At 63.7% G+C, this 14,608-nt stretch carries 11 protein-coding genes; 8 read left to right on the top strand and 3 right to left on the bottom strand.

The genetic code is table 11. From position 1 onward, the window contains the following. Window positions 1-49 precede the first annotated feature (49 nt). Window positions 50-2,125 carry an AsmA family protein gene (locus tag V6F88_RS25015; RefSeq protein ID WP_332612957.1) on the bottom strand — a complete coding sequence of 692 codons (2,076 nt, stop codon included), beginning with the start codon at window positions 2,123-2,125 and terminating at the stop codon, window positions 50-52. 355 nt (window positions 2,126-2,480) lie between these two features. On the opposite strand from V6F88_RS25015, the gene V6F88_RS25020 reads away from it, so the two are divergent. Then, window positions 2,481-4,406, top strand: coding sequence for an LTA synthase family protein (locus tag V6F88_RS25020; protein WP_332612958.1), 1,926 nt, complete (start codon window positions 2,481-2,483; stop codon window positions 4,404-4,406). Between the two features lie 20 nt (window positions 4,407-4,426). Here the strand turns inward: V6F88_RS25020 and V6F88_RS25025 are convergent, their stop codons facing one another. Beyond that, the gene (locus V6F88_RS25025; protein WP_332612959.1) at window positions 4,427-5,032 is read right to left on the bottom strand and encodes a DNA-3-methyladenine glycosylase I; all 606 of its coding nucleotides are present in this window, start codon (window positions 5,030-5,032) and stop codon (window positions 4,427-4,429) included. A 223-nt stretch (window positions 5,033-5,255) separates the two neighbouring features. Between V6F88_RS25025 and V6F88_RS25030 the strand changes: the two genes are divergently transcribed. Then, a complete protein-coding gene (locus V6F88_RS25030) occupies window positions 5,256-5,717 on the top strand; it encodes a YkgJ family cysteine cluster protein (protein WP_046804230.1) in 462 nt (153 codons plus the stop codon). A 19-nt stretch (window positions 5,718-5,736) separates the two neighbouring features. Here V6F88_RS25030 and V6F88_RS25035 read toward each other — a convergent pair whose 3' ends face one another. Beyond that, a complete protein-coding gene (locus tag V6F88_RS25035) occupies window positions 5,737-6,522 on the bottom strand; it encodes a helix-turn-helix domain-containing protein (RefSeq protein ID WP_332612960.1) in 786 nt (261 codons plus the stop codon). A gap of 106 nt (window positions 6,523-6,628) precedes the next feature. Here V6F88_RS25035 and V6F88_RS25040 point away from each other — a divergent pair, with 106 nt between their 5' ends. The 6 genes from V6F88_RS25040 (at window position 6,629) to V6F88_RS25065 (ending at window position 14,368) form a co-directional block, all read left to right on the top strand. Beyond that, window positions 6,629-7,066: a Fur family transcriptional regulator gene (locus tag V6F88_RS25040; RefSeq protein ID WP_332612961.1), complete on the top strand. Its 438-nt coding sequence runs from the start codon at window positions 6,629-6,631 to the stop codon at window positions 7,064-7,066. Beyond that, window positions 7,063-7,482, top strand: coding sequence for a hypothetical protein (locus tag V6F88_RS25045; protein ID WP_332612962.1), 420 nt, complete (start codon window positions 7,063-7,065; stop codon window positions 7,480-7,482). The genes V6F88_RS25040 and V6F88_RS25045 overlap by 4 nt, the downstream gene beginning before the upstream one ends. A gap of 283 nt (window positions 7,483-7,765) precedes the next feature. Continuing rightward, the gene (locus tag V6F88_RS25050) at window positions 7,766-8,677 is read left to right on the top strand and encodes a LysR family transcriptional regulator (protein ID WP_332612963.1); all 912 of its coding nucleotides are present in this window, start codon (window positions 7,766-7,768) and stop codon (window positions 8,675-8,677) included. A 160-nt stretch (window positions 8,678-8,837) separates the two neighbouring features. After that, window positions 8,838-10,466: a methyl-accepting chemotaxis protein gene (locus V6F88_RS25055; protein ID WP_332612965.1), complete on the top strand. Its 1,629-nt coding sequence runs from the start codon at window positions 8,838-8,840 to the stop codon at window positions 10,464-10,466. Between the two features lie 182 nt (window positions 10,467-10,648). Further along, window positions 10,649-10,936, top strand: coding sequence for an MSHA biogenesis protein MshH (locus V6F88_RS25060; RefSeq protein WP_332612966.1), 288 nt, complete (start codon window positions 10,649-10,651; stop codon window positions 10,934-10,936). A gap of 411 nt (window positions 10,937-11,347) precedes the next feature. Further along, window positions 11,348-14,368 (top strand): autotransporter family protein, encoded by a 3,021-nt coding sequence (locus V6F88_RS25065; RefSeq protein ID WP_332612967.1) that lies wholly within the window; start codon window positions 11,348-11,350, stop codon window positions 14,366-14,368. The last annotated feature ends 240 nt before the right edge of the window (window positions 14,369-14,608 follow it).

The raw sequence follows: 14,608 nt of genomic DNA on the forward strand, positions 1-14,608 counted from the left end.
GCGAGGCGGCGCGGCGGCGCGCTAGCCGAGGGCCGCCATCCTTACCGGCCTACTTTCCCTTCTGCGCCGGCGCGGTCGGCGGCTTGCGCATCTGTTCCAGCAACGGCCCACACGCGTTTTCGTCGTTGGTGCTGGGCGCGATCAAGGCCAGCAACCCGGCGGCCGGGGTCAGCAACACGCCCAACGCCACCATGCCCGCGCCGCGCGCGGCCAGCGGACCGACGTGCACGCCGACATCGGGGTCGCCGAACGTACCGCGCACGTACAAGGGCGAACGCAGCGAAAAGATGCGGAAGCCCTTGCTGTCGGGCGTGACGTCCATATCCATTTTTTCGTTCTTGAAATCGGCGGTGCCGGTGATGGTGATCAGGGCGTTTTCAGTGTCGAACACAAAGACGCGCGGCGTCATCACGCCATTCTTCATGGCAAGGTCGGCGGCGCCGCAATTGATCTTGACCTCGTCATCGCCAAACAGCTTGGACACCACGTAGTTGCCCACGTTCAGGCCGGCGATCTCCATCAGGCTGCGGCTGATGACGCCATCGTTGACCAGCATTTTGATGTCGCCGGTGGACGTGCCCAGCAGCGCCGCCACGGAGTTGCCGGTGCCGCTGACGGCAAGATCTCCGTTCAGTTCGCCCAGCGTCTTCTGCATGGCTTCGGTGGCGGGGAACAACTGCTTGAGTCGCAGGCGACGCGCATGCAGGTCCACGCGGCCGGCCATGGTCTCGTGGGCGCCGTCCAAATTGATGGTGCCGTTGATGTTGCCGCCCGCGATACCGAACTTGAAGGGGTCCAGCGTCAGCTTGCCGTCCTGCAAGACCACATGCACCGACAGGTCCGACAAGGGCAGCTTGCTGTCGTGGATGATGCGACCGGCGTCCAGCGAGACATCGGCATCCATGTCGCGCCAGCGGTCAGTGCGAAACGCCTGCGTGGGCAGCACCTTGCCGCCTTTGGGCTTGGCCGGCGCGTCCTTGGTCTTGTCGGCGGGAGCGGCGGCGGTGCCGTCTGCCGGCACCCCGATTAGCGGACCCAGGTCGACCATGCGCAATTGCTTGGACGACAACTTGCCCGTCAGCTTGGGCCGAGGCGCGCCCAGGGCAAAGGTGATGTCGCCATGCAGGTCGCTATTGCCGACCTTGCCGTTGAAATCGTTGTAGTCAAAGACGGCGCCGCCGGGGTTTTGCAGCTTGGCCACCAAGTGCCCGTCCGTGGAATACGGCGGCGTGTCCGGCAAGGTCACGCCGGTCAGGGGGTACAACTGCGCCATCGATGCACCGGCCAGCTTCAGGCGCAAGTCCAGCGCGCCCAGGTTGGCGGGGTCGGTCACGGTGCCGGTGATCGACGCCTTGGTGCCGCCCACGGCCACATCCGCCTGGACCGGGAAGGGTTGCTTGGGGTCTTGCAGCGCAAGCATGCCGCCAACCTTGCCTTCGCCCTTGGTGTTCAGACCTTTGTATTTGCCGTCGACCTTCAAGCCAAAGACGTAGTCGCGCGGCGCCGGAGCCTGGCCGTCCCGCGGCACGACGGCGGCGCCCGCCACATCGGCGAACGGCACGGGCTTGCCCAGCGGATCGACCAGCACCGTCAGGTCGGCCTTAAGCGTTTCGTCGACGAAGCCGACGCGGCCCTTGTCAAAACCGATCTCGTTGATGTCCAACACCCACGGCGACGGCTCGCCGGATTCGGGCAGCGTGAACACCCAGTTCGCGCGGCCATCGGCCAGCCGTTGCAAATCGGCGGCCGGCTCGGTCAGCTGGATTCTGCGGATGACGACGCGCTGGCGCAGCAACGGCAAAGGCGCCAGGCTGAATTCGCCGCGCTTGAGGGTGGCGAAATATGGGGCCTTTGCCCAGGGCGCGTTGCCGATCGAAATATCGTTGGCCACCACGTGCGGCCACGGCACCCAGGCCCGCCAACCGCCCTCGTCCTGTTCACGCTGCCACTTGACGCTTAGATCGCCATTGATGGCAAACGGCCGGCCGATGGCGGCGCTGGCGCGTTCGTTGATCATGGGCTTGGCGCGGTTCCAGTCAAAGGTGGCGATCACCACCACCAATACCAGCACGATCAGGGCCAGTGCCCCTACAATCCCGATCGCTATTTTTCTTGTTCGCGTCATGGCATTCATCCTTGGCGTTATGGCCGGCCCGTCACTGCCGACCCTATTTACCAACAAGGGTATCGCGGCCTGGGGGAAGGGTTAAGCTTGCCGGCCCCATAATGTGTGCGGATCTTTCCAAGCGGCGGCGCTACATGCCGGACGACATGGCGGTTGTCGCCTTGCCTGACGCAGCATGCGGCGTGCCCGGCAAAGCTGAAGCACAATAAGGCCCGTTACAAACCGAAATAGCCGAATCCATGACCGGCGTGGCCGGGCGCGCGGATTCGCTGAATTTTCCACGCGGCCGCTGATCCAATGCCCGCAAGATTTGTTTCGGCCCACCGGGCCGGATGCAGAACAACCTGGAGGCCCAATGCGGCATTCAACCCTGATTTTCGTAGTGGCGGCATTTGCGCTGCTGACGTTAAGCCGCTTGACGCTGGCCGCCTGGCAATGGCAGCGCGTGCGCAATGCCGGTGGCCTGGTCCCCTTGTTGCTGGGCGGTTTGCGCATCGACGCGCATCAGATCGCCGTGCTGGCCGCGCTGCCGGCGGTGCTGTCGCCTTTCTTTGGCCACTTTCCGATTGCCGCTTCGCTTGCCGGGTATTGGTACCTGGTGGCCTTCATGCTGCTGGCCTTTCTGGAAGTGGCCTCGCCGCCCTTCATCCTGGAATACGATTCCCGGCCCAACCGCCTGTTCGTGGAATACCTGAAGCACCCGCGCGAAGTCTCGGGCATGCTGTGGCGCGGCTACAAGCTGGTGCTGCTGGGCGCCTTTGCCGCCCTGGCGCTGATCGGCTGGGGCGCGTTCTCCCTGTTCGGACACGCCCGGGCCGACGCGGCGCTGACCTGGTGGCAGATGCCGATTGCCAGCGTGGTGATCCTGGCGGTGGTGATCCTGGCCATACGCGGCACGCTGGGCCATCGCCCGATCAACCCGTCGTCGGTGGCCTACTGCTCGGACGGCCTGCTGAACACGCTGGCGCTCAATTCGCTCTACAACGTGTTCTACGCCGTCTACAGCATGAAGAACGAAAAGTCCGCATCGGCGGTGTACGGCGGCATGGACGATGACCAGATGCACGACCTGGTGCTGGCGCAAGCCGGCCTGCCCAACCCGCCCGCCAATCCCGACTACCCCAGCCTGCATCGCCAACCCGCCACGCGCAAGACGGCGCGGCCGCTGAATTTGGTGATCATTCTTGAAGAGAGCCTGGGCGCGCAGTACAGCGCGGGCCTGGGCGGCGCCAACCTGACGCCGGAACTGGATGCGCTGGCGCGCGAGGCCTGGGCGTTTACGCGGGCCTATGCCACCGGCACGCGCTCGGTGCGCGGGCTGGAAGCCGTGGTGACGGGCTTTTTGCCCACCCCGGCCCAGGCCGTCTTGAAGCTGCCCCGCTCGCAGCGCGGTTTTTTCTCGCTGGCTGACCTGCTGGGCCGCCATGGCTACCATTCGCGCTTCATCTACGGCGGCGAATCGCACTTTGACAATATGAAGGGCTTTTTCCTGGGCAACGGCTTCAAGCAGATCGTTGACCGCGCCGACTTCGTCGACCCCGCGTTCGTCGGCACCTGGGGCGCGTCGGACGAAGACATGTTCAATCAGCTTGACCGCCTGCTGCGTGAAGACGGCGACAAGCCCACCTTCACGCTGGCGTTCAGCGTATCGAACCACACCCCTTGGGAATACCCCGCCGGCCGGATCCAGACAGAAGGCAACCCCGCCACCGTGGAAAACACGGTGCGCTATGCGGATTGGGCGCTGGGCCGCTTCTTTGAACGCGCCAAGGCGTCGCCGTACTGGGAGAACACCGTGTTCCTGGTGGCGGCCGACCACGATTCACGCGTATTCGGTGCCAGCCTGGTGCCCGTGCGCCACTTCCATATTCCGGCGGTGATCCTGGGCGCCGGCGTCGAGGCACGCCGCGACGACCGCCTGATCAGCCAGATCGACCTGCCGCCCACCCTGCTGTCGTTGATCGGCGTGGATACCGAACACCCGATGATCGGCCACGACCTCACGCGCAGCACGCCGGGCCGCGCCATCATGCAGTACGACAACACGTACGGGTATCTGAAGGAAAACGACCTGCTGGTGCTGGCGCCCAACAAGACGCCGGTGCAGTACCGCTACACCGCGCCTGAAGACTACGCGCCCGTTGCTCTGAACCCCGAGCTGGCCACCGAAGCACTGGCCCATGCGCTATGGCCCAGCTGGGCGTATCGCGAAGGCCGCTACAGCCTGCCCGGGCTGACGCCCGAAATGGCGGCCACGCCGGTGGACGCCGGCAAGCGCTGATCCCCGCGCCCCGGCGCGGATCAGCGTGGCCGCAGGAACCCCTTGCGCGCCTTGTCGCTGGGCGCATGGCAATGGCAGTCGGGGGTGTGGTCGTTGACCATGCCCACCGATTGCATGAAGGCGTAGACGGTGGTGGGCCCCACGAACTTCCAGCCCAGTTTTTTTAACGCCTTGGACAGCGCGATGGATTGCTCCGATGTCGACGCGCCCAGCGTCGAGGGTGACCCGTCGGGCGCTTCAAAGCGCCAGAAGAACGCGGCCAGTGACCCTTCCCGGTCGATCATCTCCAAGGCGCGCGCCGCGTTGTTGATCACGGCTTCGATCTTGCCCCGATGGCGCACGATGCCGGCATCGGCCAACAGCACCAGGATGTCTGTCTCGCCAAACTTCGCGACGCGAGCGGGGTCGAAGTCGGCGAAGGCGCGACGAAACGCCGCGCGCTTGTTCAGGATGGTGCGCCAGCTGAGGCCGGACTGAAAACCTTCAAGGCAAAGCTGTTCGAACAGCGCGCGATCATCCCCTTGCGGGCGGCCCCATTCGGTGTCGTGATAGGCCATGTATTCGGCGGATGTATCCACCCAGCCGCAACGGGCCAGGCCGTCGGGGAAGTCGTTTTTGGCGTTCAAGGCAAAGCTCCAGGCTGCGGTCAGGTACCGATGCTAACGCAGCAACGTCCCCGAAAAAAGTCGTAGCAGCCGCGGTCTGAATCCAGCTACTATTTGCGCTCTGATCCCGTGCCGGCCCTGTCCGCGCGCGCCCCGGATCCCAAACGGGCTTGCACCAACAGCAAGCCCGTTTTGCGTCCATCCCGGGGTTGGGCAGGCTTGCCAAACTTCCCCCCCCTCTCTCATGTCGCTGCTAGAGACCGCTGTTCTGACGTTCGTGTCGCCCGCCATCCTGGCCGGTGACAAGGCCGATGCCAACCCTTGCCTGGATTGCGGCGCCTGTTGCTCGCACTTTCGGGTGTCGTTCTATTGCGGCGAGCTGGCGGGCGAAAACGGCGGCCACGTGCCGGTGGAATTGGTCACGCAGATGAGCCCGCTGCGCGCCTGCATGAAGGGCACCGAAATGGGAGGCGGCCGCTGCATTTCGCTGCGCGGCGAACTGGGCAAGCCCGGCATCCACTGCGCCATCTACGAAGACCGCCCCACGCCCTGCCGGGAATTCGATATCTGGATGCCCGATGGGTCGCCCAACCCGGACTGCCAACGTCTGCGCGCAGGCCTGGGGCTGGCACCCGTTGCGCCCCGCCCCGACGCGGAAAACGACCCGCAAGGCCCGATGCATCCGGATCAACCCGCCGCGGCGTAGCAACGCATCCGCCGCACGGTCAATGCGGTTGCAGCCCCGCCAGATAACGCGTGGGCGTCATGCCGAAAGCCGCCCGAAAACTGCCGATGAAGGCGCTGGTGCTTTCGTAGCCCACCGACAAGGCCGCCTGCGTTACCGAGCCGCCCCGGCACAGCATTTCCAGTGCGCGCAGCAGGCGCGCCTGCTGCCGCCACTGCCCCAGCGTGACGCCAGTTTCTTGTCGGAACCTGCGCATCAAGGTGCGCGACGACATGTTCAGCCGCTGCGCCCATTCGTCGATGCCCGCCATGTCGTCAGGCGTATCCAGCAGCGTGTTGGCCAGGTCCTGCAGACGCGGGTCAACGGGCATCGGCAACAGTTGCGGCGTATGCGCGCGCGAGTCCAGTTCGTGCAACAGCACGTCAAACAACTGAGTCTGATAGGCGTCGGACATCTCGCCCGGCTGGCTGGCGCTGAACCGGTCAACCAGCGCTTCGATAAGTTTGGATGACGGCCATGACCGGCAGTGCGCCGGCAACCGGTGGCAGATGTCGGGCCGCACGTAAAGGAACGTGCCGCGCGCATCGCCGAACCAGCGCGCCCCGTGCGGCGTGCCCGGGGGAATCCAGCCCAGGCTGCCCGGCATCACCGTCCAGACCTGCGAGCCGGCCTGAACCACCACCAGGCCTTCGTGCACCAGCGTCAGCATGCCTTCGTCATGCACGTGCAAAGGCACGGCGATGCCCTTGGACTCGCGCCGCCCTTGCACGCTGAACGACGTCAGCGGCGTGTCGGGGCGCGCGTTGGCGATGGCCATGTGAAGCATGGTTGGCAACTTTGAGCTACAGGTTGACGGGTTCCCGTTAGCGGGCGAAGTTGAAAATGTACATCATTCTCATCAGTCGGGCATCAGCCCCCCGAAGGAGAAAACGATGGACACTACCCGGCTGCGCGACGCCGGCATCAAAGCCACCTTCCCGCGTCTGAAGATTCTTGATCTGTTTTATCAGCACGCCGGGCAACACATGAGCGCGGCAGACGTCTACCGCAATCTGATCTCGGACCGCAGCAGCATCGGCCTGGCCACGGTGTATCGCGTGATCACGCAACTTGAAGACGCCGGCCTGCTCAAACGCACTCAGCTCGACGCGCACAACACCGTGTTCGAGCTTAACGACAAAGGGCACCACGACCATCTGGTCTGCAAGCACTGCGGACAGATCCTGGAATCCAGCGATCCCGCCATGGCGCAACTGGTGCGCAAGATCGCCAAGCGCAGCGGTTTCCTGCTGGACTCCTACAGCCTGGTGCTCTACGGCAGTTGCGGCTGCAAAGCCGCCGCGCCGATCGCCCACGGAGAATTCGAATGAACCGCGACCATTTTTTCTTTCATGATCTATCGCGCTTTCCCATCGTGACCGCCAAGCACGGCGGCGCCCCCGACGGCTATTCGGCCAGCTGGATACGCGAGATGGAAATGCTGGTGGACAACCCGCAGAGCTTCGTCATGGTCATGCCCGACATGCGTATGGAAGCGGGCCACGACGACCGCAAGGCCATGATCGATTGGCAGACGCGCAACATGCAACGCCTGAAGGCACGTTGCCGCGCCTTTATTGCGGTTGAACGGGAACCGGACGCGCTGGACCGCATCCGCAAGCGCGGCGAGAAAATGGCGCGTGCGTTCGGCATGCCGTTCCTGGCGGTGGCCACCAGCGCCGAAGCCCTGCAATGCGCGCGAGAACTGCTTGGCCACAGCGGCCCCGGTGGATTCGTCGTGGATTGAATTTGCGTGTGATGCCGTAGTACCTGCGCGCCTTCGGGCGCGTTTTGCATTTGTGGCGCTACGCAAAAACGCGGCGGTTGCCGAAATTCGAATGCAATATTGATTATTTTGCGATTGTGGCAAAAGGTGTTGCTGGCATAAATTCCGTGTTTGGCACTTCCGCTGGTCCCTGCCCGCCGGGACTTGCGTGCGACGGCCGTTTCCGATGCCATCCGCCCCGCGCGCCATTTTTGCGGCTGCCAACCGCTTGGACTCGACATTGAGATTTACGGCATCCACGTCAATGAAGCGATTCCACTTCGATAGCACCGCGCTTCGTTATTTTCTTACCGTCGTCGACACCGGGTCCGTCAATGGCGCCGCCGCGCGGCTGAACGTTGTGAGCTCGGCGGTCAGCCGGCAGATCGCGGGGCTGGAACAGCGCCTGCAAAACCAGCTGTTTGAACGCCATCCGAAAGGCATGCGCGTGACCGAGGTAGGCCGCATTCTGGCGGACCACGCACGGCGCGTGGAAGCCGATGCCGCACGCACATACGCCGAGATCGGCGGCCAGAACGGGCGTTACACGCAAACCGTGAAGATCGCCGGCGCCCACGGCATTGCGGCGCGCGAGCTGCCGCCCAAATTCGCCGCATTCCAGGCAGAGCACCCATCGGTGCGCTTTAACCTGACCGTGCTGGACGCCGGCCTGGTGACCGAAAGGGTGCGCTCGGCCCAGGCCGACATCGGCGTCACGTACAGCCACGCGGCCGAACAGGACATTGCCGTCATCTGTGCACGGCCGGCTGAGATCGTGGCGGTGATGCGGCCCGGCCATCCCCTGGCCGCCCATGGCTCGTTGCATTTGACGCAGTTGTCGGGCTATCCGCTGGCGCTGCCCGAGGGCGGCAGCGCGTTGCGTCGGCTGCTGGACATGGCCTCAAGCCTGTACAACACGACCCTGTCGCCCGCCTTCACCTCCAACCATCCCGATGCGGTCTACCACTATGTGCAGACGGGCAACGCGGTGACCTTGTGCGCCCGCTTGACCGCCGCCGCCCAGCTGACGGCCGGCACATTGGTTTGCCGGCCAGTCGAAGACGCCCTGTTGAATGGCGGCCAGATCCAGATCCAGACCCACGTATCGCGCCCGCTGCCCGACGCGGCCCAGCGGTTTTTGCGCTATCTGCGCAGCGACACCGAAGGGTTGTTCTAGGCGCGCGCGCGCCACCGCCTGCTGCGTTGCCGAAACGACAACGGGGCGCTGAGAAATGATCAATTGTTAAATTTGTAATCTAACTTTACAGTCGTCGCGGGTTTATCACTTGATCTTGGCGGCGGGCCTCGCACCGACCGCCTTCGCTGGAGTCTCGCGCATGCTTAAGAACCTGAAAATTCGGACCGGGCTGCTGTCCGTCCTTACGCTGTTCGTCCTGGCGCTGGCCGCCGCCACCGGCATGGGCTGGTCGTTCGCCAAAGTGGCGGATGAAGCGGTCGACAACCTGAATCTGGTGTCCACCGAGCAGACCCGCCCGCTCTACGAGACCCAAGTCCTGCTGTTGCGCACCCGCATCACGCTGGTGGCCGCCTATCTGGACGTGCAGGCCGGGCGCACCGCCCAGGCGCAGGCCAGCGTCGAGCAGGCAAGCAAGTTCCTGGCTAGCGCGCGCAAGCGCTACGCCGTGTTCCAGACGGTACCCAAGCTGACGGAAGCCGCCCGCAAAATGACGGCGGACATGGATGGCGTATTCGACGCCTATGTCCGTAGCATCGATGCCCTGGGCGATGCGTTGCAGAAGCAATCCGCCGAAGGCTACGTCGCGGCGGTGGCCGAGGCCCGCGTCGCGGACGCCCGCTTCGAAGAGCGGCTTGGCGCCATCCTGACCCACACCGAGCGGCGCGCCATGGAGATCAACGACGCGTCGGACCGACGCTATGTGCAGGCCGAAACCGCCGCCATCGTCATGTTGAGCCTGGCGTTGCTTCTTGCCATCGGTTGCTGGCGCTTCATCAGCCGCCAGGTGTTGTCCCCGTTGAAAGAGGCCGCGGTGCATTTCGACCGCATCGCCTCGGGCGACCTGACGCAGCGCGTCAACACCGGGGCCGACAACGAAATCGGCGTGTTGTTCTTGGCCTTGAAACGCATGCAGGAAAGCCTGACGCGCACCGTGGCCGAAGTGCGCCGCAGCGTGAACGAAATCAACACGGGCGCGGCCGAGATCGCGTCGGGCAACACCAATTTGTCTTCACGCACGGAAGAGCAGGCCGCGTCGCTGGAAGAAACGGCCGCCAGCATGGAAGAGCTGGCCACGGCGGTCAAGCAGAACACCGAACACGCCCACCAGGCCAACGCGCTGGCGGCGGAAAGCCGCGGGGTGGCGATGCGCGGCGGCGAAGCGGTGCACCAGGTGGTGGAAACCATGTCGCGCATTTCGGATAGCTCGCGCCGCATTGCCGAAATCGTTTCGGTCATCGACGGCATCGCGTTCCAGACCAATATCCTGGCGCTGAACGCCGCCGTGGAAGCGGCCCGGGCCGGTGAGCAAGGCAAGGGTTTTGCGGTGGTGGCGGGCGAGGTGCGGTCGCTGGCTCAACGCAGCGCGCAGGCCGCGCGCGAGGTCAAGGACTTGATCGAACAGTCCACCACCAACGTGGACAGCGGCGCCGAACAGGTGCGCCAGGCGGGCGAGACGATGCAGGAAATCGTGTCGTCCGTGCAGCGCGTTACGCAGATCATGGCGGAAATCACCGAAGCGTCGACCGAACAATCGCAGGGCATCGACCAGATCAACCGCGCGGTCACACAGATGGACGACGTGACGCAGCAAAACGCCGCCTTGGTCGAGCAAGCCGCCGCTGCCGCGTCGTCGCTGGAAGACCAGGCTAAGCGGCTGGCTGCCACCGCCGCGTTCTTCAAGGTGCCGGCCGAAACCATTATCGACGTCACGCCGCAACCGGTCGCGTTACGCCACGGGCACGCGCACGCGCACGCGCACGCGCACTAAGGCGGTTACCGCCGCCTCATGCAAATGGCGGATACCGCCCTGCCATACCCTCCATTTGTATGAGTATTTTTTCCCTAAGCCGTTTTCCGGTTTAAGACTTCCCGGCTGGTGGCCGTTGTTAAAGGCGTGGGCGCTGTTATCCATGTGGCGCCCTGCCCCCACCACAACGAGCCGCCCGCCCAATGAACCGCGCCCTTGCCTGCATTTTCTGCCATTCCACGCTGGCCCAGGGCGCGCCGTTGCTGGAAAAAAACGGCGCAGCCATCTGTAAGGGCTGCGTCGACCAATTCTCCGAACGCTTTTCCGAACGCGCCTGGGTCATGGCGGCTACGTTGGAAGAACAGCTGGACGTGCTGCTGGAAGAAAGCCGGCGCGCGTTGACGCAAAGCGAATCGCTTTCAGAACGCGCGCGCAGTTGCGGCGTAAGCCTGCATATGCTGTCTGGCGCATCGGCGCGCACGCCTTCCTGACGCAAAACGGGAATATCAAGACCGCCCAATTCTCATTCTGGGTGGCGCGGGATTATTCGGCTGCGCAACGCAGCGGATATCTGCACGGGATTATTCCGGGGACGCATGGCATTGGGATATATGGACGCTTATATCGGCCTTCCTTAGGGTATTGAAGCTGTCAGCTGTCCGTAAGATCGCCTGCGCACGTTGAAAAAACACCGTTGGGCCAATTATTCAAAATCTGAACGCCCCCAGCGTTTTGTTTTTTGTCGACATTATTCGACGTGCCGTCCTGCCCGATTTCCCTTTGTCTGTGAAATGGCCATCCAGCGTCAAGTTCCAAGCACTGCTACTAAGCACTGGTACTACGCATTGATTATTAAGCTTGCGCCATTTTGCCGTCGCCCATGTCATTACCGAAAAGCGAAAATGCCTTCCTACGAAATGAAAAAAAGGGCGATTTGTCTTGCCCTGCAATCACTTGGCCTTAGCGGCGCGTGGTCGTTAAGCCTGCTGGCCGCGACGCCTGCGCTGGCCCAGAACATCACGTGGACGGGCACGCACAACAGCGATTGGCAAGACGCGCAAAACTGGTCCACCGCGACGCTACCTGGCCCCGCCGGTTATTTATTCATCAATAGCGTGGCACCCAGCGCGCCGGTTATCAACAACAGCGCTGGGCAGGCTGGCGTATTGTTTCTTGGCGCAATCGGCGGCCCATCGTTGACGTTGATAAATGGCGGGACGTTAAACAGCGGCAGCGCCATCGTCGGCAATTCGAATAATGGTTTTACGGCCGGCACGTCCGAGCTTGAATCTGGCGCGGCCACGATCAGCGGTACCGGCTCGCAATGGAACGCCACCTTTTTGACCCTCGGTTTATACGGCGCGGGCACGTTGAACATTACAGCGGGCGGCAAAGCCGTCACGGCCAACACTGTGACGCTGGGCGCGCACGTTTCGTCCAACGGCACGCTGAGTATTTCGGGCGTGGGCAGCGCGTTGCAGGCTGGGCAGATTACCGTCAGCGACAAGGGCGCCGGCGTGTTGCGGATTTCGGATCACGGCACGGCGCAGGGTTCCTCCTTGCTGGTGGGCAATAGCGCTGGCTCGGTGGGTACTGTCGAGATCACGGGCGCCGAAGCCTCACTACAGACCAGCGGCGGCATGACGATCGGCGGGCGCGGCACGGGCACCGTCACCATCACCGGCGGCGCGTCGGCCACATCGGCAGCCCGAACCTATTTGGGCTCATATGCCGGCGGTGTCGGCAAACTGACGGTGTCCGGCGTTGGCAGCCGGTTCTCGTCGGTGAACGATATGGCCGTCGTTGGCATGGACGCAGGGTCGAAAGGCGAACTGACGGCAACGGACGGCGCCCTGGTGGACACGTTTCAGATCGTGGCGGGATACAGCGCGGCAAGCGAAGGCACCATCGCCGCCGACGGCCCGCAAACCAAGGTCAGGACGACCAGCGCATTCCTGGTGGGCTATCAGGGCAATGGCACCGTCACCTTGTCCAACGGCGCTATTTTGGAAACGGCTAATCGCGTCCGGATCGGCGATGTGGCCGGCTCGACCGGCACCTTGAACATCGGCGCCGCCGCCGGCGATGCCGCCACGGCGCCCGGCGTGGTGCAAGCGGCGCTTGGCGTGCGCTTTGGCAATGGGACCGGCAAGCTGGTCTTCAACCACACCGGCACGGATCATGTCTTTGCCCCTTCGATCAGTTCCTTTTCGCCGGGAATGGGCACGATCGACGTGCTGGCGGGCACGACCGTCTTGACGGGCGATTCGGGCGCCTTCAGCGGGCAGACCCATGTGCAAGGCGGCGCGCTGACGGTGAACGGCATCCTGGGCGGCACGTTGAACGTGGCCGGTGGCGCGTCATTGCGCGGGGTTGGCCAGGTTGGCACGACCACGCTGCAAAGCGGCGCCATCCTGTCGCCCGGCAAGCTTGGCGGCGTGCTGACCGTGGCGGGCGACCTGACTTTCTCTCCAGGATCGGTCTACCAGGTGATGGCGGATTCGCAGTCGGCGGCAAGCAGCCGCGTGGTGGTCAGCGGGACGGCGAATCTGGCGGGGTCGGCCGTCCATATCGGGCCGGACGGCGGTTTCCAGACGCAGCGCGAATACACGATTCTTAGCGCCGGCACGATCAACGGGCGGTTCGACACCTTGTCGTCCAACTACGCTTTTCTGGACCCGGCGTTGCGTTATGACGCCCAGAATGTCGTGATGCAGCTTGGCCGCAAGCAGGTGCCCGTGGACCCGGGCACCCCGGAAACGCCGACCCGCCCCATCGCCTTTGCCGACGCGGCGCAAAGCGGCAATCAACGCGCCGTGGCCAACGCGCTGGACAGCCTGCCCGCCGGCAACCCACTGCACGACTACATCCTGACGCTGCCGGAAGGCGCGACCAGCGCCGCGTTCAACAGCCTGTCCGGCGAGACGCACGCCAGCGTCACGTCCAGCTTGACCGGCTTTAACAACACGGTGCGCACCGTGCCGCTGGCCTATCTGCGCGCCAATATGGGCGCGGGAATGCGGCCGGGCGCCCCCACCGCCCAGGCCGGCGGCACGCCCTTGGCGTCCGCCCTGCCTTCGTCGAACGCGCAGCCCGCCTGGGCGGAAGTGATCGGCAACTGGCAAACCTTGAAAGGCAACAGCGATACCGGGCAAGTTCGCCAGAAGACAGGCGGCGTGTTCGCCGGCGTGGACCATGCCCTGGGCGACGGCTGGCGCCTGGGCGGCGCGCTGGGCTTTACCGACGCCGACATACGCGTTGACGACCGCTCGTCCAAAGCCGATGTCGCCGGGTACAGCGCAGCCGTGTTCGGCGGCAAAGTGTTTGAGGTGGGGCCGGGCAAGTTGAATCTGATGCTGGGCACGTCGTACACCTGGCACGACATATCCACCGAACGTCACGCCAGCGTGGCGGGCGCTACGCAAAAGCTGACGGCCGATTATGGCGCCAGCACAACGCAATTGTTCGCGGAACTGGGCTACGCCTTGCCCGTGTCGGAACACGTCAGCGTCGAGCCCTTTGCCGGCCTGGCATGGAGCGACACGCGCACCCGTGGCTTCTCGGAATCGGGTGGCTCAGCCGCGCTGCGTGGCCAAAGCGACAGCACCACGCAAACCAGCAGCACGCTGGGCTTGCGCGCGCTGACGAACTTTACGGTGGGCCAAACCGAAGGCCGCCTGCAAGCGACCTTGGGCTGGCGGCATGCTTTTGGAGACGTGCAGCCCCAGTCCGTGATGTCTTTTGATGGCGGACAAGCCTTTACCGTGGCTGGCGCGCCCATCGCACGCAATGCCGCGCTGGCCGAGTTGGGCGTCGAAACCGCCGTCACCAAAAACGCGACGATTGGTTTGACCTACAGCGGCCAATTCGGCGGCGGCAATCGTGAAAACGCGGGGTCGCTGCATATGACGTGGAGATATTGATCGCTGCGTTTTGTCTTTTAATAATAATTAATGTTTCAAACTTCGCGTTTTATATAACAGGACTGTATCCATCGTCTATTTATTAATACTGCGGATGGTATCCAACACGCAGGTATTTTGGATATGGATGGTATCTGTTAACAAGCGTTTTGTTATATAAAAGAACTGGTATAAATTGCGTCCTTTTTTTCGTTAACCCATTCGGTTCAATCATATTGGTCTGTTACGTAGCAATACGTT

Origin of the sequence: Achromobacter sp. ESBL13 (assembly GCF_036668755.1) — a bacterium.
Lineage (GTDB): Bacteria > Pseudomonadota > Gammaproteobacteria > Burkholderiales > Burkholderiaceae_B > Achromobacter.